The 18,223-nt window shown below is 36.3% G+C and carries 20 protein-coding genes; 3 read left to right on the top strand and 17 right to left on the bottom strand.

Going from position 1 to position 18,223, the window contains the following annotated elements; genetic code table 11:
• Positions 1 to 6: 6 nt before the first annotated feature.
• From ftsL to BN1066_RS15350, 5 genes are all read right to left on the bottom strand, one after another.
• On the bottom strand, positions 7 to 381 hold the full coding sequence (gene ftsL / locus BN1066_RS15370; protein ID WP_077320328.1) for a cell division protein FtsL: 375 nt from the start codon (positions 379 to 381) through the stop codon (positions 7 to 9).
• Complete coding sequence (rsmH, locus tag BN1066_RS15365) at positions 381 to 1,358, bottom strand: 16S rRNA (cytosine(1402)-N(4))-methyltransferase RsmH (RefSeq protein ID WP_077321509.1); 978 nt, start codon at positions 1,356 to 1,358, stop codon at positions 381 to 383. Before rsmH ends, ftsL begins: the two co-directional genes overlap by 1 nt.
• 55 nt (positions 1,359 to 1,413) lie before the next feature.
• Positions 1,414 to 1,845, bottom strand: a complete 432-nt coding sequence (gene mraZ, locus BN1066_RS15360; protein WP_077321508.1) for a division/cell wall cluster transcriptional repressor MraZ — start codon at positions 1,843 to 1,845, stop codon at positions 1,414 to 1,416.
• Positions 1,846 to 2,158: 313 nt separating this feature from the next.
• On the bottom strand, positions 2,159 to 3,778 hold the full coding sequence (gene bshC / locus BN1066_RS15355) for a bacillithiol biosynthesis cysteine-adding enzyme BshC (protein ID WP_077320327.1): 1,620 nt from the start codon (positions 3,776 to 3,778) through the stop codon (positions 2,159 to 2,161).
• A gap of 624 nt (positions 3,779 to 4,402) precedes the next feature.
• The gene (locus tag BN1066_RS15350) at positions 4,403 to 4,783 is read right to left on the bottom strand and encodes a DUF3397 family protein (protein WP_077320326.1); all 381 of its coding nucleotides are present in this window, start codon (positions 4,781 to 4,783) and stop codon (positions 4,403 to 4,405) included.
• Between the two features lie 556 nt (positions 4,784 to 5,339).
• Here BN1066_RS15350 and BN1066_RS15345 point away from each other — a divergent pair.
• Positions 5,340 to 5,822 carry an N-acetyltransferase gene (locus tag BN1066_RS15345; RefSeq protein ID WP_143695856.1) on the top strand — a complete coding sequence of 161 codons (483 nt, stop codon included), beginning with the start codon at positions 5,340 to 5,342 and terminating at the stop codon, positions 5,820 to 5,822.
• 381 nt (positions 5,823 to 6,203) lie between these two features.
• On the opposite strand, the gene BN1066_RS15340 is transcribed toward BN1066_RS15345, so the two are convergent.
• The 4 genes from BN1066_RS15340 to BN1066_RS20350 form a co-directional block, all read right to left on the bottom strand.
• Complete coding sequence (locus tag BN1066_RS15340) at positions 6,204 to 6,668, bottom strand: RsfA family transcriptional regulator (RefSeq protein ID WP_077320324.1); 465 nt, start codon at positions 6,666 to 6,668, stop codon at positions 6,204 to 6,206.
• 401 nt (positions 6,669 to 7,069) lie between these two features.
• Positions 7,070 to 7,243 (bottom strand): 50S ribosomal protein L32, encoded by a 174-nt coding sequence (rpmF, locus tag BN1066_RS15335; RefSeq protein WP_077320323.1) that lies wholly within the window; start codon positions 7,241 to 7,243, stop codon positions 7,070 to 7,072.
• 151 nt (positions 7,244 to 7,394) lie between these two features.
• The gene (locus tag BN1066_RS15330) at positions 7,395 to 7,925 is read right to left on the bottom strand and encodes a YceD family protein (protein ID WP_077320322.1); all 531 of its coding nucleotides are present in this window, start codon (positions 7,923 to 7,925) and stop codon (positions 7,395 to 7,397) included.
• A gap of 329 nt (positions 7,926 to 8,254) precedes the next feature.
• Positions 8,255 to 8,413 (bottom strand): hypothetical protein, encoded by a 159-nt coding sequence (locus BN1066_RS20350; protein WP_179104415.1) that lies wholly within the window; start codon positions 8,411 to 8,413, stop codon positions 8,255 to 8,257.
• 671 nt (positions 8,414 to 9,084) lie between these two features.
• On the opposite strand from BN1066_RS20350, the gene BN1066_RS15325 reads away from it, so the two are divergent.
• Positions 9,085 to 10,299 (top strand): nucleotidyltransferase, encoded by a 1,215-nt coding sequence (locus BN1066_RS15325; protein WP_077320321.1) that lies wholly within the window; start codon positions 9,085 to 9,087, stop codon positions 10,297 to 10,299.
• A 614-nt stretch (positions 10,300 to 10,913) separates the two neighbouring features.
• On the opposite strand, the gene BN1066_RS15320 is transcribed toward BN1066_RS15325, so the two are convergent.
• A complete protein-coding gene (locus BN1066_RS15320; RefSeq protein ID WP_077320320.1) occupies positions 10,914 to 11,945 on the bottom strand; it encodes a SepM family pheromone-processing serine protease in 1,032 nt (343 codons plus the stop codon).
• A gap of 330 nt (positions 11,946 to 12,275) precedes the next feature.
• Here BN1066_RS15320 and ylbJ point away from each other — a divergent pair, with 330 nt between their 5' ends.
• Entirely contained in the window at positions 12,276 to 13,487 is a 1,212-nt protein-coding gene (ylbJ, locus tag BN1066_RS15315; RefSeq protein ID WP_077320319.1) for a sporulation integral membrane protein YlbJ, read from the top strand.
• A 111-nt stretch (positions 13,488 to 13,598) separates the two neighbouring features.
• On the opposite strand, the gene coaD is transcribed toward ylbJ, so the two are convergent.
• From coaD to BN1066_RS15280, 7 genes are all read right to left on the bottom strand, one after another.
• Positions 13,599 to 14,078 (bottom strand): pantetheine-phosphate adenylyltransferase, encoded by a 480-nt coding sequence (coaD, locus tag BN1066_RS15310; RefSeq protein ID WP_077320318.1) that lies wholly within the window; start codon positions 14,076 to 14,078, stop codon positions 13,599 to 13,601.
• A 15-nt stretch (positions 14,079 to 14,093) separates the two neighbouring features.
• A complete protein-coding gene (gene rsmD / locus BN1066_RS15305; protein WP_077320317.1) occupies positions 14,094 to 14,669 on the bottom strand; it encodes a 16S rRNA (guanine(966)-N(2))-methyltransferase RsmD in 576 nt (191 codons plus the stop codon).
• 569 nt (positions 14,670 to 15,238) lie between these two features.
• Positions 15,239 to 15,514 (bottom strand): YlbG family protein, encoded by a 276-nt coding sequence (locus BN1066_RS15300; RefSeq protein WP_077320316.1) that lies wholly within the window; start codon positions 15,512 to 15,514, stop codon positions 15,239 to 15,241.
• 274 nt (positions 15,515 to 15,788) lie between these two features.
• Positions 15,789 to 16,223, bottom strand: coding sequence for a YlbF/YmcA family competence regulator (locus tag BN1066_RS15295; RefSeq protein ID WP_077320315.1), 435 nt, complete (start codon positions 16,221 to 16,223; stop codon positions 15,789 to 15,791).
• A 53-nt stretch (positions 16,224 to 16,276) separates the two neighbouring features.
• Entirely contained in the window at positions 16,277 to 16,510 is a 234-nt protein-coding gene (locus BN1066_RS15290; RefSeq protein WP_077320314.1) for a YlbE-like family protein, read from the bottom strand.
• 11 nt (positions 16,511 to 16,521) lie between these two features.
• The gene (gene ylbD, locus BN1066_RS15285) at positions 16,522 to 16,932 is read right to left on the bottom strand and encodes a spore coat protein YlbD (protein ID WP_077320313.1); all 411 of its coding nucleotides are present in this window, start codon (positions 16,930 to 16,932) and stop codon (positions 16,522 to 16,524) included.
• A gap of 122 nt (positions 16,933 to 17,054) precedes the next feature.
• Positions 17,055 to 18,122 carry a CAP domain-containing protein gene (locus BN1066_RS15280; protein WP_077320312.1) on the bottom strand — a complete coding sequence of 356 codons (1,068 nt, stop codon included), beginning with the start codon at positions 18,120 to 18,122 and terminating at the stop codon, positions 17,055 to 17,057.
• Positions 18,123 to 18,223: the final 101 nt, after the last annotated feature.

Here is an 18,223-nt window from a genome sequence, read left to right as displayed (position 1 = left end):
AATTGGTTAATTATCGATGACTTGTGCCTGCTTTACTTTCGTATCTTGTATTTTCAAGCCGTTTTTCTTCGCAATCCTAATAATTCGATCTGGATCACTTAATTCTTTAATTTCGTCCTCTAATTGTTCATTTTTCGATTGTTGAACATGTACTTTGCTTTCTAATTCCTGCGTGTTGCGATTAATCGCATCGGTTGAGGAAGAATAAGAAACCATATAGATACCAGCTAAAATGATGCAGAAACCAATGATGGAATAAATTACTTTTTCACCTTTCGTAATCCATCCCTGTTTTGAACTTTTAACAGGAACAGGTTGTTTACGATGTGGTGTATGTTGCGGTCTTGTTTGTTGCCAAGTTCTCGCATGATTCGCACTCATTATTTTCTCCACCCTTCTTCATAGGTAAATTGTTGTTGCCATTTTGCTTGTTTTTCCACGATTCGTAGTTTCGCTGAACGTGATCGTCGATTTTGAGCTAATTCCTCAGCTGTTGCAATAATCGGTTTTCTAGTTATTAATCGAAATGGTGCTTTATCCTGCTCTGGGATAATAGGTAGATTACGTGGCGTTTCTTTGTTTGAACTCCATTTTTTGAATGCTTGTTTACAAAGTCTATCCTCTAAAGAATGAAAGGTGATCACAGCAAGTCTTCCGTTTATCCCGAGTACCCTCGCTGCTTGATGAAGTGCATCATTAAATACCCCAAGTTCATCATTTACAGCAATTCTCAATGCTTGAAAAATCCGCTTTGCTGGATGTCCCCCTTTCCGTCTTGCAGGTGCAGGTATTGCTGATTTTATTATGTCAACTAATTCATATGTGGTCGTTATAGGTGCTTTTTTTCGCTGTTCTTCCAACTTTCTAGCAACTTGTTTTGAAAATTTTTCCTCGCCATATTGAAAAAAAATCTTAACCAGATCTTGATAGGACCAGTTGTTAACAATTTCATAAGCATCTAACGTTTGTTCCTGGTTCATACGCATGTCAAGCTTTGCATTATGCTGATAGCTAAATCCCCTCTCTCCTCGATCTAACTGAGGAGAGGAAACACCTAAATCAAATAAAACTCCATCTACATGAGTAATTTGGTGTTCTGCTAAAACCACTTCAAGCTGATTAAAATTGGCATGAACAAATCGTATCTGTTTTGCATAAGCGACTAATCTTTTTTGAGCAGCTTGTAAAGCCTCTAAATCTTGATCAAAAGCAATGAGTAAACCATTATCATTTAGTTTAGCTGCAATTGCTTCTGCATGACCGCCACCACCAAGGGTACAATCTACGTAAACACCATCTGATTTAACGTTAAGACCTTTAATTGCTTCATCTCTTAAAACACTTATATGTTTAAACATCAAAAACACCCATTTCTTCCTATACGCTCATCTTTTATGGAGAGTTGAATTACCGCTAAATATCAAAGTCCATTAGATTCTCAGCAATTTCTGCAAAAGATTCTTCTGATTCAGTAACATACGTTTCCCAAGTGGAATGAGACCAAATCTCAATTCGGTTGGAGACACCTATAATTACACATTCTTTTTCTAAACTTGCATACGTTCTTAATGTTTGTGGGATGTTTATTCTTCCCTGTTTATCAATTTCACATTCAATTGCGCCAGAAAAGAAAAAACGCGTAAAAGCTCTAGCATCCCTTTTTGTAAGGGGGAGTTTTTTTAACTTTTCTTCTAAAATTTTCCACTCTGTCATGGGATAAGCAAATAAACATTGATCAAGCCCGCGAGTCACCACAAAAGTAGTTCCCAGTTCTTCGCGAAACTTAGAAGGGACAATGATTCTTCCTTTTGTATCAATGTTGTGCTGGAATTCACCCATGAACATATATTCCGCCCCACCTTCGTACATATTATATTACCACATCCCCCCACTCTGCACCACCTCATTTTCTGTTTTTCCATTATCATCCTCAAAAACAGGACTTTTTACCTAAAAAATAAAATAAAAAAAGGTTGTCATTCATTGATTTGACAACCTTTTATCCAATTTAGCAGCTGGTGGGGGGTTCACAGCACTGTATATTCTTCACGATCTAATTTTCCTCGTTTGGATTAATTTCTAAGGGAGTGTTCGAATAAACTTTTGAAACTAGAGACAACATCGTTTCGAGTAGAGCATCCCTCTTCTACAAGCCCCTTTACACATAAACCGCATAATGTTCTTGTTCAAACGAATAGTCTTGATTTATCAGGTTTTCAACGAAATTAAAGCCATAAGCATTTAGCCAAGGAAGAGGATTCCATATCCGTTCTTGCAGCCCATCTGCTGGATGTAGCGTACAATGAAGTAAATCAAAAGCAGCTAGCTCAATCTTATGCTTCTCTTCAAGTGCCTGCATTAATCTGGATTCTAAATACGAAATATGCTTCTGCAAGTAAAATAAATTTTTTTCCGCTAATGCTCCTAAATCACTTCGCATTGCCATCGCTACTTCTCGCAAAGGCAACTGTGCCCGAGCAATCTTTTTCCGCACTTCATCTGCAGTTTGTTGAATAGAAGGGGTGTTTTTCCTTTCCAGCCATGCAGCTTTATCTTGAAGTACCCCATTATTAATTACTCGTTCTGTGTCCAGTTGGTAATGCTTAAGCAGCTTTTCAACAGCACGTTCTACGATAGTTATGGAATACCTAGGTAGTATAGGAGGCATCTTTATTCGCAACGCATGAAAGGCTGGCTTTAGTGCTGACCAATAACTAAGTTCCCCGGGACCGGCAATAAATGCTAAATTAGGAAAAAGTAGTTCCTGCATAATTGGTCGAGTAACAACATTATTGCTTAAACAAAAAGGATTAGTTTCTGCGATTTGAATCATTTCCGCTGTAGTTAAACGTATCTCATGTTGCTTTCCTTCCCAATCCCCATTCTCCATTCGATTCAATAATATTCGCTCACCCTCTTGATAATAAAACAAATGAGCATCAGTCAGTTCTCCTGTTAATAATGGAGAGTATCCCAGATTCTGCAGTTTGGTTATTGAATCACTAACCCCTTTACTTATTTGCGGTTGATGTTTAATTAATTGAACGAAATAGTCGCTTTCTAGTTCACGTGTATGTTTATTTCCAGAATCAATTAACACGAGCCCCGATCGAGGAAACAGCCGAAAAATAAGCTTTGCAAAAAAATCAACATATGTCTTAGATGTTTCGAGACATATTCTTATTTCATCATATAGTTGTTTCGTATAGTTTGTTTCCGTCAACTGTTTAAATAGATCGTCAAGCCAAGGGTTCATTATTTGCTTATCTATTTGTATATCAGATATAGCTGTCTTATTATTCACTTGCTGATGTACTTGATATTTATACATTTGTTGTTCTTTTTCTATATAAATATGATTTATTTCAGCAAAATCGTGATCTTCACCAGCGATCCAAAATACAGGAATAACAGGAACATTCAGCTTTTCTTCCTGCTCTTTTGCTAATTTTATAATGGAGATGATTTTATTTACCGTGTACATAGGTCCTGTTAATACACCTGCTTGTTGACCGCCGATAACTGTTACTGCTTCAGGTGTTCTAAGTCGTTGTATATTTCGATATGTAGATTCAGGAGCATCCCACTGTCTATTCATGGTAAATAAAGCGTTGCTTAGCTCCTCACGCTTAAAGTTTCTTTGTTGCAGATCATGATACCTATGGTCAAAATCATCCAATGGTTTGTAATCAAAAAAAGTGTGAATCTTCTGTTTATAGTCCCGATAATCCCTTAGTAATTTTGTTTGCTGATATAGATCGATAGGTTTGATCCGCATAAATTCCTGCTCCTTTTATTATAATCTCATCTAAGTATTGTACATAAAATAATCACAAATTTCATGTGATCTGTTTTTATTCCATACTAAGGTAAGGTGCCGTACGATTCTCCTTTCAAGAATTTTAGATATTTAATCGTAGATAACGACACCTAAATGACGATTTATCAGGGCGATAGAACATAAGCAGAAACGCTCAATTAGTGACGTACAAATGGGAGATCTAACAAGATAAAGGAAACATGCCTCTTAAACAGGAATATGCCGACGCCTAAAGCGGCAAGCCCACTTTTAATCAGCCTTCCTTTAGATTCGAACCTGATAATGATTAATCATAGAAAGAAGCTCGAAGTTTCCTACAACTTGAGCGCTTAAGCAGACGATGAGGCTACTTTTTAAAAAATATCCACAATGAAAAAATTTTATAATTTCCTATAGTAAAACAAAAAAACCTCGACACCAGCACATCGCACGAAGAAAAAATGCTCTTCTCTTTCAAAGACAAGAAAGACTCTTGAGCAGACTTCACGATTTCCTAGAACAATTGAGATTTTAGCGTTTGTTTACTTCTTAACAGAGTCGAGGATAAAGGAAAAAGCCCGCTGAATGAATACACTTTATAGGTTAAAAGAATATCCGCTGTACAATTCCTATAATTAAAAATAAGCAGTATAACAAAAAAAATAATAAAAAGGTAAACCGCCACATTAATTTTACTGCTTTTATAAGCAATACTTCCGTGTTTCTCTTCCATTGGAACATAATAATAATTGCAAGAGAAATAAGAAGTAAAGCCAAAATAATACCAACGACATTTACATCGAAAATGATAGCGATTATAAAAATCACAGCAATTACATATAAAGGAGTTGTCCAAGTTACAGCAAAATGAACTGCTCTCAAAGGGTGTCTTGTCCATTTAGAAATAATTATATAGGTGAGCCATGTCGCAAATATCGGTATTGTTATGAAAAATGCAAGTAGGTATATAAATCCGTTTAACATCTTAATTCCTCCATATATTACAGTTACCAAGTAAATAGTTGGTGTGCTACTAGCAATTTTAAGTAAAACAAACTAAACCAATATGAAATCTTAAAACAGATATTATTTTCCTTAAAAACCAACGATCGTTTTATTCAGATAGTGGAGTAGGAGTATTATTTTCCCCTACATTTAAAGGGGATTGGCATCGGAGTATAGTTGTTTTTCAGTTATTGAACCTTTATCTTCTTATGCTTTTATTAAACGGAAACTCTTTTTATTATCGGTAAAAATGTAATTTTATTAATTAAATTCCTACCTTGTTTTTTGAACGGTTCACGCTTAAGGTCGTTTTTAATTATCTAAGAAACGATATCCATTTTTACAGGAAATATATTTTTTGAAGGAAGTTTTGTCGTCTAGCTTATACCTCGAGCGACTATTAAACTTCGATTCTCTTCAATTTATTTTCATCTTCATGTTTTTTATATTATAATAAAACCATAGAAAAAACCTAAACTATTCTGAATTTAAACCAGAATTTTTTATGTCAACAGGAGATAAGGGGGGCAGGATTGTGAAACCGGTCAAAGTGGAGAAACTCATGATCAATTATAAAACATTGGAAAAGTTTAAGCATTTTAAGGAATATGGTAACCAAGAATTATCAATGCTAGAAGATTTAGAAAATAACCTAGTAGAAAATCAGAGCGATTCCCCATTTTATGGTATTTATATCGGGGATAGTTTAATTGCAAGAATGAGCCTTTATAAAGTAAATAAGAAATATGATTACTATTTTGAGCCACGACAAGATTATTTAACATTATGGAAATTGGAAGTGCTTCCGGAGTATCAAGGACAAGGCTATGGAAAAACATTAGTAGACTTTGCTAAAAGCTATAATTTACCAATCAAAACGAATCCTCGCATCAATTCTCATGGGTTTTGGGAAAAAATGGGGTTCAAAAAGGCTCAATATGAAATGGAACGTGACCTGGGTGAAAACCCACTCATATGGATGCCAGAAGGAGTTAAAGAGAAACCTGTAGTTAAATAGAACATGTTCGTAAAAAATTGAAAGACATGAATAAAGAAAGATTCATGTCTTTTTTACTGTCTAGGAACCGATATCCGATATCCATTTCTACATGGTGGATATCTTTGTTGAAAATAACTTCATCTAGCTTATGCACTCAAGCAACCAGCAAAAGAACAGAAAACTTCAGGCAGCATACATCGCAATCAAGGATGCTTCGATCTTCGTCTTGGAACCACTCTTTCGTAGAGAGAAAAACACTCCTTCCAATGAAGTTTGACATTCTCATCGGAAGTTCTCCAGTTTGTATGTCGCAAAACGGCGCTTCTAGCTTTTGTTCCTATTTTTCATAAACAATTTAAAAAACCTGGAATAATTTACTTATCTATTTGTTCGTCGATATTAATCTGGTTTAACTAAATTTAACAACTTCCCTATTTCATCCCAAGCTCTTTCATAACGGGCTAGCTTTTCCTTTAAATGCAAATTTTCTCGTTCTAATTGTTTCGTTTGTTCTTGAACACGGTATTGACTAGCATCCTCCTGACCAATATTAGACTTCATTTTTTCTAATAACAAAATAGCAGTCTCTATCGTATCTTGATCGTGGGACTTTGCAGTACTCCAGAAATTGTTTCTATTTCCTTTTTTCCGTTCTTCTTTTGCGCTTTGTACCTCTTGTTCATATTGTTTACGGATGGTAGCGTTCCATCTAAATCCACATGCAGCTGGTGTTCTGGATAGCTTTTGTGCCACCTCTTTAAAAGCTTCTAATTGTGTTTTTCCTTCTCTTATATAACGCAGGACCGTATCTGCTAATAGGATATCTTCATCCTTTGTCCACGCATCTTGTCTTGTTGCGTTCATCACACATCCTCCTTATACGTTTGCTATCAATGTATGCAAAAACTAGGTGTGATAGAATAAAGGATTATATTTTTAGCAGATTTTTTAGTTTTATAAAGAAAACGCTACCAAAAATATCTACTTGTTACCTAATGTTAGTTGGACTTTTGCGTTAATCTTAATGATTCTTATATGCCACTAAAGTGGTTCTAGTCAAATGTACTGATGGAAGTTTGAACGTTAATTATATATCACATTCAGTATAGAGCCAGATGTTGGTTATTTTCCACACAAAAAAACAGACCACCTCTGTGACCTGTTTTCTCTACAACAGCTTTTATAAAAATCTTGCATGGAGTAATACCCGATAACTATTATATTTGTTTTAAGTATTCCCCTCTTACACGACTCACTGTTTGTAATTACTGACTTACTACCTCTTTACCGTCATAATGTCCGCATGATTTACAAACATAATGAGGCTTTGTTAATTCTCCGCAATTTGAACATTCTACCATGCCAGGTACGTGTAATTTTTTATGCGTACGACGTTGATTTTTTACTTTTTTTGAAGTTCTTCTTTTAGGTACTGCCATGACTTACACCTCCTTCATAAGATTAGAAAACTTGGTTACGCCAAGCCTTTCGCACAGGTGATTGCCTAGCTTGCACTTAATACTTGAAAGACTAAAAACTTACGTTAAACTTTTATACTTTTCTTACGTATAAAAACGCTAAGCAATCAGCTTAATTGTGCTTCTCATCATCGTTAAATAATGATTCCAGTTTTTTAAAACGCTTATCTATCGTGTGCTCGTTCTTTTCTTCTGAAATAATTTTCCAGCCTTTCCCTGCTGTAGGGTTATTTTCTCGGCTTGTTTTTTCATCTGAAAATACGCGATATGGAACCTCTAATAAAATATTTTCCTTGATTAACGGTGTTAAGTCAAGGACTTCTCCCTCAATTGGATGGACTTCATCCTCTACTTCGTCTTCCGTTAAATAAGTTGCGGTTGTAAAGACCTCATCAGCTTGAATATCGAAAGGATATGAAACATCCGCTAATGTTCGAGCGCATGGAAGTATCATCTCACCTTTAATATGCAAGGAAAAAATAATGTTATCTCCTTGAAAAAAACACGTTCCCTGAACTATAACTTCATCAATATGTCGAATATCGTTATTCATTGTTTTTAGTTCCTGAACATTTACAGTGTTTTCAAACACAAAAGGTTCCTTATAAGCACTTTTTTTCAGCTGAGCTAATACAAATTTCATTATTATCACCTCAAGGCAACAAAAGTTATTTTAAAAGAAAAAAAGACTTTTGTCAACATATTCTCTTTACAGACTAATTTACAATTCATTGATTGAGTTGTTCATTAACCATCTTTAATAGTAAGACTATCTACAATATTGAACATTCACCTCTAACATAGTTAAACTCATCTTCTACCTTTATCCCGCATGTAAGGTGCCGTAAGCTCCCACTTCAAAATCTTGAGTTGATACAGAAGGATCTAAGTGAGAGAGAACGGCCACCTAAATGCCCGATTCGTTCAGCTAACATTTCTTGGAAAAAGCATTCCAAGAAATAAAGTTTCACTTTATCCCGCATGTAAGGTGCCGTAAGCTTCCACTTCAAAATCTTGAGTTGATACAGAAGGATCTAAGTGAGAGAGAACGGCACCTAAATGCCCGATTCGTTCAGCTAACATTTCTTGGAAAAAGCATTCCAAGAAATAAAGTTTCACTTTATCCCGCATGTAAGGTGCCGTAAGCTCCCACTTCAAAATCTTGAGTTGATACAGAAGGATCTAAGTGAGAGAAAACGGCCACCTAAATGCCCGATTCGTTCAGCTAACATTTCTTGGAAAAAGCATTCCAAGAAATAAAGTTTCACTTTATCCCGCATGTAAAGTGCCGTAAGACTCCCACTTCAAGAGCTAGAGTTGGTACAAAAGGGGCTAAGTGGGAGAAAACGGCACCTAAATGCCCGATTCGTTCAAAGGGCCTTTAGGTCATACCCTTGTGGTACTAACATTCAGTAGGAGATGAAGGAAAACTCCTACTGAATGAAGTTTCACTTTATTATTTTCCCCAGTAGAATTTTTCTAATGCTAATATTCATTATTTCTGCTACAATAAGACACATATTTATCCGTATCTAACGTACTGTAAGACTTCCGCATCAAGAGTTATCGGCGCCTACATGCTCAATTCGTTCAGGTTGACAGGACAAGGAAAACTTCGGCAGCAATACTTCACACGCAGAAAAAGTGACTTTCTTTTTCAAGGACCGAGTTGCTACGACAGCAATACTTCGCGGTTCTTCAAGGACGACCGAGATTTTAGCTTTTGTTCGACTTCTATCTGGTAAAGATAAGGACAACCGCATTAATGAATAAAGGTTTACTTTATAAGGAGTTGGTGAAAATTGCAAGCTTGTGGTCTAATTGTTGAATATAATCCTTTTCATAATGGACATGTTTATCACATTCAACAGGCAAAAAAACTCACTCAGGCAGACTGCATCATTGCTGTAATGAGCGGATCTTTTCTTCAACGGGGAGAGCCAGCAATTATTGATAGATTCCATCGCACAAAAGCAGCCTTGAAGCACGGTGTTGATTTAGTTATTGAACTTCCATATGCTTTCGCTGTCCAAAGCAGTGAACTTTTTGCTAAAGGTGCTGTTTTAGCTCTTGATGCTCTGGGAACAACTAGCCTTTGCTTTGGTAGTGAATCAGGAGAAATATCCGATTTCATTCACAGTTACAAGCAACTAACCGCTAAGCAAAATGAATATGAACAAGCGCTAAAAATGCATATAAAGAAAGGGTTAGCATTTCCTGAAGCAAGCAGGGCTGCTTATCAACATATCGATCTTGATCTGGCAAAGATTGATTTATCAAAACCAAACAATATTCTTGGTTTCAGTTATGTGAAAATGATTTATGATCTTCAACTATCCATAACACCTCTAACGATTGAACGTAGTCAAAGTGGATATCATGATAAAATAATAACGGGTACCATTGCAAGTGCTACTAGTATCCGCAACTCTATCATCGAGTCCGGAAACATAACTCAACCTGTTCGTAACGCTATACCAGAAACAACTTGTCTACAATTGGAAGCTTATAAACAGACTGCTTCACTTTGGCACACATGGGAGCACTATTTTCCGCTGTTGCATTACCGCATAGTTACCATGTCTAGTAACGAGCTTTCTAAGATTCAAGGAGTAGATGAAGGCTTAGAGTATCGATTAAAGAAAACGGTTAAACAAGTACGTTCTTTTAATGAGTGGATGAACCAATTAAAAACCAAACGATACACCTGGACTCGACTCCAACGAATGTTTGTCCATATTTTAACGAATACTACTAAACAGGAAATTAGGAGTGTATGCGGCCCGAATGAACTCCCCTATGTACGAATCCTAGGTTTTAGTAAAACCGGACAAACTTATTTGCATCAACATAAGAAAACGCTAGCTACCCCAATAATTACTAGTATGACACGCGAAATGCATCCATTATTGGAAATGGAAGAGCGTGCAAGTAACGCCTATTTCAGTGTAGTCCCACCAGAACGAAGATTACCGCTGCAAAAACAGGAACTACAGCCGCCGATTCGCATATTTTAGAAAAGCTCCTTCATGTACGATATACTATAATGACAAGGAGAACAAATACAGCTGACCCTCTCAGTAACGATACCATTTCCCCGAACTGTCAAAAGCGATTAAGTTTACTGTATATCTTGCCAGTCTATCAGCTAATCGTGTTTGTCTTTGCTTAACAACGTTCTTTAACAATAAGCATCATGAGTTAAACAAACTATTTTTAAAGTGTTATTTAAACTTTGTAAAGAGGCTGGGACAAAACAAAAACTGCTGATTAAAAAACGAACAACAAATCGTCCTTGTACTATAGGAAAGTATAAAATTTTAGGCTTTATCCCGTATGTAAGGTGCCGTAAGACCTCCCACTTCAAAATCTTGAGTTGATACTAAAGGTCTAAGCGGGAGAAAACGGCACCTAAATGCCCGATTCGTTTAAGGGCCTTTAGGTCATACCCTTGCGGTACTAACATTCAATAGGAGATGGAAGAAAACTCCTACTGAATGAAGTTTCACTTTATCGTATAAGAAAAACGATGGCTTTCGCTAAAGACTTGGCGACAAGCCAAGTTTTTCTAAACACAAACAAACCGAACAATTATAAATGAATTGTTCGGTTTGTGCTATTTCGTATTTGCTTATGTCCCAGCACCTTTACTTTCATCTAACTTTTTTAAATAAGTAATTGCATCATGAAACGTATCGACTGGAACAATTTTCATGTCCGTGTTAATTTCTTTAGCTTTTTTTAGAGCAACTTGATAATTAGAGTTCGCTTTTCCCTTCTCATTAGGCGCAAAGAAAATATCTACACCTTCTTTATCTGCTGCAACTACCTTTTTATCAATTCCACCAATCCGATAAACATTTCCATCATAATCAATTTCACCAGTACCAGCAATTTCATAACCTTTCGTAATATCTTCTTTCGTTAATTGATCATAGATTTCTAAAGAAAACATTAAACCGGCACTTGGTCCACCAATTTGTCCACTAGAAAACTTCACTTTTGGTTCCACTGAAACGTCGCGATCTGTTACGAGTTGTATCCCAATTCCAGGTTTACCTCCAAGATCTGCTAATTTTTCTAACGTTATCATCTTTGTCATCTTCTTATCATTTCTTACAAATTCTACTTCTATCGTATCATTTGCCTGTTTTGTAGCCACATAATCAAGTAAATCATCTGCTTCTTTTATTTTTCTTCCATCAATGCCAATGATTCGATCTCCCATTTTTAGTATTCCATCCGCAGGCATATCTTTCATAACAAGCGCTACGTATACTCCACTATATTTAATTTTAATTTTCCCATTTGCAGCTTCATAAGCCACAACAGTAGAGGCCTCCTGCGAGCTTTCCATCATTTGTAATTGTGCATGCATATACTCATCATCCGTAATACCGTCAGGAAGCACTTGATCTAATGGTAATATTTCGTGGTGTGGCAAAACCTTTGCCAATAAAAATTGCATCGGCGTAGCCTGTGCACCACTTACAGTTACCAAATGCATATCTCCCTTACTAGAAAAACCATGTTCTACTTTAACAATTGGATTTAGAGGGTCAGCACTACCTGGTTTATAAATATAATATGGCAATTTAAAAAACGCCAAAAAGTATACAGCAACAAAAATAAGCAATAAACTTAATACATGTTTTTTCTTCATATATAACCCTCCACTCCCAGCCTTTCCATTTCATAAAAACAAAAACATTCTCCTTTATATTCGTTCGACCGTTTGTAACCCAAGGATTAGGATCAAGAATTGCTCATCAATATAAGTTCATGTTAAGTCAGGATCGCAAACTACAAATTTTGCTTTCAAAAAGACGAACTATAAAAAGTGTATGGCATAAAACCACTATGTATGTGCGTATATTGAAGTATACTTGTACAACACGCGAAGCAAAATGATTGGCTAACCAAACGGTATTCCAATTTTACTACTATCATTTGAATAAGTACAGAGTAAGGCTATTTTTTAGGAGGCTCAACATTGGCACAAATAATAAAAACAATTCTTTTTTCCGTCTTAACTTTATGTATCGCCATCTCTTTAGTCAAATTTCCCGATCAATCGCTTGAAGCAAGTATAAGAGGTTTAAATATTTGGTGGGAAGTCGTATTTCCTTCTTTACTCCCCTTCTTTATTACTGCTGAATTGCTTATTAGCTTCGGAGTAGTACGATTTATCGGTGTTTTATTCGAGCCAATCATGCGCCCCCTCTTTAATGTACCTGGTGTCGGAAGCTTTGGCATGTTTATGGGAATGGCAAGCGGTTATCCTACCGGAGCAAAAATAGCTACAAGATTACGTGAAGAAAAACAACTAACAAGAGTAGAAGCAGAACGTCTTGTATCGTTCACCAATGCTTCAAGCCCATTATTTATTTTTGCAGCAATATCAGTTGGATTCTTCCATGATAACAAATTAGGGGCTTTACTTGCTGTATGTCATTATGTAGGCAATCTGTTTGTCGGCTTATGCATGAGATTCTATAGAAGAAGTGAATATGAATGGAAGATAGAGAAAAAAAAGAAGACGCCGTCTAAAACATCCTTACGAAGAGCTTTTTATGCTATGCATCGCGCGAGAATAAGTGATGAGAGGCCATTAGGCGAGATACTAGGTGATGCTGTCATTCATTCAGTAAAAACGCTTGTTATGGTTGGAGGATTTATCGTTTTATTTTCTGTATTAACGAAATTGATGTTTTTAATTGGCTTTACATCCGTTATTGCCGAATTGGTAGAACAATTATTACTGGTTTTTTCCATCTCAACAGAATTTGGGTTACCTATCATATCTGGTTTATTTGAAATAACGATTGGTGTTCAAAGCATTTCCGGTGTGAATGATACATTACTCGTACAAGCTATATTAGTAAGCTTTATTTTGGGGTTTAACGGGTTTTCAGTTCAAGCACAAGTAGCTAGTATCATATCGAAAACCGACATTCGTTTTGCACCGTACTTTTTTGCACGTATCCTGCACGGTTTTTTCGCTAGTACACTGACTATCTTTCTCTATAAACCCCTATATTTAGATAGACAAGCTTTTGATATGTATGATGTCCCTGTGGTGCATACGACTTCAGAAAATATATGGATGGATATCCTAACAACAATTGCTTCGATTGGTCCATTTATTACTATTATATGTATCATAACTTCCTTTGTTCTTTTATATCGACGGTTCATAAAATAAGCTTTAACTATATTGTGATAGCAAACTGAGAAAAGCTAGTGTAAGTGCGTGTTCAAAAAGAGGGCTTTACTACAGCGAAGCCCTCTCTTTACGTATAAAACTAGTAACTGACTATCTGAATTTCTTTTCTAAGGCTTCTTGAACTACTTTTGGAACCATTTCACTCACATTTGCTCGATATTTAGCAACCTCTTTAACAATACTAGAGCTTAAAAACGAATATTGATTTTTCGTCATCATAAAAAAGGTTTCAATATCCTCATATAGATGTCTGTTCATAGATGTAATCTGCATTTCATATTCGAAGTCACTAACAGCTCGTAATCCACGAATGATTGCTTGTGCGTTTTTTGACTTAGCATAATCCATCAACAAGCTGTTCGATGAATCAACCGTAACGTTTGACAGTTCTTTGGTAGAGTCTTTTAATAGTTCTATTCGTTCTTCTACCGTAAACAATGGATCTTTGGACTGGTTATTAAAAACAGCAACAATTACATGGTCAAATATTTTAGCACCTCGTTTAATAATATCCAAGTGTCCATACGTAACCGGATCAAAACTGCCTGGACAAATCGCCAATCTAGTCAAGATAAGTGCTCCCTTCTAGTTAACTTTATAGAGGGTTATCCAAATGGTACCTCCATAGTTTGTTTGCTTCACAATGGATAAACGGGGATGGTCAGCAGGCAGTTCTTCAGATGCGTCGTGTTCACAATAAATCCACCCGTCAATTGCTACTAATTGAAGCTCTAATAGTTTATTTAAAAGCTTCTCAAGATTAATTTTTCCATAAGGAGGATCAAGAAGAACGAGTTGAAATTCTAATTGTCTTTTTGCCGCAGCATGTAAAGCACGAAAAGCATCAGTCCGAAATACTTCAGCTCGATGTTCAAGGTTTAATCGTCGCAAATTTTCATGAATGGTATGTATAGCAAGAGGATACTTATCAACAAATATAGTTTTGTCAATTCCTCTACTTAAAGCTTCGATTCCCAGGGATCCACTTCCCGCAAACAGGTCAATGGCGTAGCCTCCTTGAAAAAAAGGACCAATCATTTGAAAGGCTGCTTCCTTCACTTTGTCTGTTGTTGGACGAGTTGTCTTTCCGGGAACAGCCTTTATCGGTCTTCCTTTATATTCACCTGCAATAATCCGCATCGCAACACCTCCGTTTACCATTATTCGACATTTATCCTATCATAAAAAATGAAAAACGAAAACTAAAATATTCAACTGGGAAATTTTTTAGGTAAGATGTATATAAATTGCTCGATCGTCTATACTAAGATAATGAAACAGCTAGAGGTTACCTCGGTTGTTTCAAAACACGGAGAAGACTTACACTTCCCCATAAGTTCTTCTTCCGGTTTCTCCTCTCCCTTTGCCTTTTTGTTTTCTATGTAGGAAAACAGAGGGACCTGTAGATTTTTTCTGCAGGTTTTTTCTTTTTATAGGAAACGATATCATATTCCTACATTGTAGATAACATGTTTGAAAATTAGTCACCGCCTAGTCAAGTATTCAAACTGTAGCATACTTCGATCGCCTTCCTACAATAAATCAACATCGAATCGAATCTAAAGGAAAGCCGACTAAAAGTGTGCTTGCCGCTCAGGCGTTAGCATACCCCTGTTTTAGAGGCATGTTTCCATTATCCCGCATATAAAGTTATCTCTCACTTAGACTTTTCTTCGTTCCCTATATTACTCTTAAAGTGGGAGTATTACGACCTTAAATAGGGATAAAAATTATATCCCCATTTTATAATCATATTGCTTCGCTTTATCTAGCTTAGCATTTTCAAATTCTGTGCGAACAAACGGCTTATAGGAGCGCTCTACTTTGGAAACAAAGGAAAGTTTGATAAGCTTTTCTTCTACTTTGTCTATGTCCTCCTGATTCACATATAAAACCGCATATTTCATTTTTTTGGAACTGTATATGTAATGACCATACCGCTTTATTTGCTTCAGATTTTTCATATGCTGAAACCAAACAATTAATCCCTGTCGGTTAATTCGCATCCTTCTACCCTCACTTTCAAAAAATTTTCTATTTCGTTAAAATTTTATATTTTCTTATCGTTATAAACTTTGCTTGTCTACCGTCGGTGCAAGTAAGAATGATTGCACGGACAGTAAAACATAAATTTCACACATCAAATTTTAATTTCTTAACTTGCAATATAGATTATAGCGCGTTTAGAGGGGGAAGATCCCCTCAACATGCACTGTTTACAGTATCTCTAAGGGTTCTTTTTTCTCAAGAAACTCCTTTTTTTGCGAAATAAGGACTCCTTTATGATGCACAGCCGCAACCTCCACCGCTTCCGCAGCCGCAGCCTCCAGTTAATAATGCTCCTTCTCGTGGGACTTTAATTTGTTCACTCACGCTATGAGCAACAAACTCACTAATATCATCTAATAGTTGTTGCAGATTGCGCTCAGCAACTTTAAAGGAGGCTACTTTTTCATGCATATCCATCTCCCGCTTAGCCTTACGAACTTCTTTCATAATCGTATTATAATCGGGGTGGTATCTCCCAAATCGCTGAATCTCTTCATAATCCTTTTTTATTTTTAAAAAAGCACGGATCAGCTTTTGGGCATGTTCGTCCTCTTTCAACTCTTTTTGAGATTGACGATAGGCTTCCATGACCTCCGAATGAATAATCATATTACTTAATTGCTCCGAACGATCAAGCATGGCTGCATAATCCATTGTCGCTATCATCCTATACACCTCCACACCTTCATAGTATCACTTTTTACCGTTTGTGAAAATGTTTAATCCTTCATCGCCCCTGCAAATTGCATCAACATTCCTACCATTTGGATTTGCTGATTAACTTTATTTATTTGCTGGGAAAAGGTTTTCCCATAAAAATATTTAGCTTCTTTTTTCATCTCTGGGAGTAAGGAGGGATCTCGAGATAAATAACGATACCAAATTGGATTCATGCGAACAAAATGTAACAAGTCCGGATTCTGTTCCAAATAACGATAGCAAATTGGGTCCATTTTATCGCTCCTTAATCACGAAACCAACCCATTTGTTCATTTGGGGCTTGTTTCGTATCATTGGTTTGTTTGAATTGTCCAATAAGCTCTTGAATCGTAGAAATAGATGAGCTAAAATGTTCCATTTGCTGTTGAACTTTATCTAAATCGATGGACTCTGTCATCTTCAACAATTGACTAAACAGCTCTGTGTTCTTGCCTTTTTTCGAACTATCTCGCTGCTTCTTATCCTCTTTATTGGATTCCTTTTTGGGTTGTTTATATTTTGTCCAATATGGATCATCTTCACCTAGTAAAGCCCATTTTTCATATATTTCTTGGAGCGGCTTGCCACTTTTGCGAATTTCCTCAATCAGTTTCGGATGGCTATTAATAAACTGTTTAAATTCGATCACTGAAGGATGTAGGGACCGATTACTCATACGGATCACCTCTCAACTACATAGTCATATGCACTATATTCTATGTAAGTACCCATAGTTTGTGATTAAAAAAGTCGGATGCAAAAATAATTCAGCTGCATCCGACTTTTTGGCATCGACTTCTAAAAAGGTTTTGCTAAAAAGTTTTGCGTGTAGTAAAGACGATATACCCCTACTCCTAAATGCGTATATTTTTCATTTAATAAAGCCTCTCTATGTCCTTCACTATTCAACCATCCTTCCATCGCAGCAGCTGCATCTGGATACTGTGCAGCAATATTCTCCCCTGCTGCCACAAATGCGACCTCTCCTTCCTCCAGCCGTTCTTTCAACCCTCGTCCATCTAAACTGGAGTGTGAGAAATAATTATGTTCTTCCATATCTTTACTATGTCGAAATGCAACTTCTCCAACAGATTCTTCCCATTTTAATTTATCTTTTCCGTGCTGCTGCCTGATAATATTAGTAATATCGAAAATCTGTCGCTCCATCCCTGCCTCAACCTTTACCCATTCTTCTTCTGTTAAATTTGGCTTTTCCGGCAGTTTTCCCCGATATTGCAATTCATAAGGCTGATGTTTTAACAGGATATCTACATCTAATATACGGACAGATGAGAGTTTTTGTGTAAACGTATCAAAATAAAGCTGCATAAAGACAGAATCGGATATTTTTACAAGTGGACGCATTTTTCTATCTTCTTCCTTAAGTTTAAAGGTATAAGAAGCCAGTCCATTACGATAGTTTAGTTCTTCAGGAAAACTAAAATGCTGCTGTACCTTTTTATAGCTTTCTCCGATGGTAACTGGCTCTATATTCGTTCCCTTTCCTGTTGCGTAAATTGTTTTCACCCGATCATTAACGATGCCAAATTGGATATACTGATCAACCTCATTGGTATAAATCCACCATGTATATCCATACGCACTTGGATCCTTTCTAACAGGTTCACCAATTTTTTTAACCAATTGATCCGTCGGCTTGTCATACCATTGAAATAATTCCCCTTCTAAGGACAATGCGTCTCTTTTTTCCGGAACGTTTTTTGATTTAAGCATTTCTTGTTTTTCTTTTACGGTTTCACTAATCGAATTCATTTTTTTATCAGGAGACATATCATTTTTTTCTAAAAGATAGAATCCTGCTATGGCGATAACAGACAACAATAATAGATTTCGTATAAAGCGCATCGCTCGTTCTCCTTTTTTATACGATTATATGTTTACTTCATAAAATAAATGTTAGTTACTCTATTATTACAAGTATAATAATAAAAAATTCACGCTTCGGC

Origin of the sequence: Virgibacillus proomii (assembly GCF_900162615.1) — a bacterium.
Taxonomy (GTDB): Bacteria; Bacillota; Bacilli; order Bacillales; family Amphibacillaceae; genus Virgibacillus; species Virgibacillus proomii.
This window is presented reverse-complemented; position numbering and strand designations above follow the sequence as displayed.

Bases quoted from the DNA above. Each gene is read 5' to 3' on its own strand.
- ftsL (WP_077320328.1), bottom strand. From the start codon at position 381: ATGAGTGCGAATCATGCGAGAACTTGGCAACAAACAAGACCGCAACAT.
- rsmH (WP_077321509.1), bottom strand. From the start codon at position 1,358: ATGTTTAAACATATAAGTGTTTTAAGAGATGAAGCAATTAAAGGTCTT.
- mraZ (WP_077321508.1), bottom strand. From the start codon at position 1,845: ATGTTCATGGGTGAATTCCAGCACAACATTGATACAAAAGGAAGAATC.
- bshC (WP_077320327.1), bottom strand. From the start codon at position 3,778: ATGCGGATCAAACCTATCGATCTATATCAGCAAACAAAATTACTAAGG.
- BN1066_RS15350 (WP_077320326.1), bottom strand. From the start codon at position 4,783: ATGTTAAACGGATTTATATACCTACTTGCATTTTTCATAACAATACCG.
- BN1066_RS15340 (WP_077320324.1), bottom strand. From the start codon at position 6,668: ATGAACGCAACAAGACAAGATGCGTGGACAAAGGATGAAGATATCCTA.
- rpmF (WP_077320323.1), bottom strand. From the start codon at position 7,243: ATGGCAGTACCTAAAAGAAGAACTTCAAAAAAAGTAAAAAATCAACGT.
- BN1066_RS15330 (WP_077320322.1), bottom strand. From the start codon at position 7,925: ATGAAATTTGTATTAGCTCAGCTGAAAAAAAGTGCTTATAAGGAACCT.
- BN1066_RS20350 (WP_179104415.1), bottom strand. From the start codon at position 8,413: ATGCGGGATAAAGTGAAACTTTATTTCTTGGAATGCTTTTTCCAAGAA.
- BN1066_RS15320 (WP_077320320.1), bottom strand. From the start codon at position 11,945: ATGAAGAAAAAACATGTATTAAGTTTATTGCTTATTTTTGTTGCTGTA.
- rsmD (WP_077320317.1), bottom strand. From the start codon at position 14,669: ATGGTAAACGGAGGTGTTGCGATGCGGATTATTGCAGGTGAATATAAA.
- BN1066_RS15300 (WP_077320316.1), bottom strand. From the start codon at position 15,514: ATGCGAATTAACCGACAGGGATTAATTGTTTGGTTTCAGCATATGAAA.
- BN1066_RS15295 (WP_077320315.1), bottom strand. From the start codon at position 16,223: ATGATAGCGACAATGGATTATGCAGCCATGCTTGATCGTTCGGAGCAA.
- BN1066_RS15290 (WP_077320314.1), bottom strand. From the start codon at position 16,510: ATGGACCCAATTTGCTATCGTTATTTGGAACAGAATCCGGACTTGTTA.
- ylbD (WP_077320313.1), bottom strand. From the start codon at position 16,932: ATGAGTAATCGGTCCCTACATCCTTCAGTGATCGAATTTAAACAGTTT.
- BN1066_RS15280 (WP_077320312.1), bottom strand. From the start codon at position 18,122: ATGCGCTTTATACGAAATCTATTATTGTTGTCTGTTATCGCCATAGCA.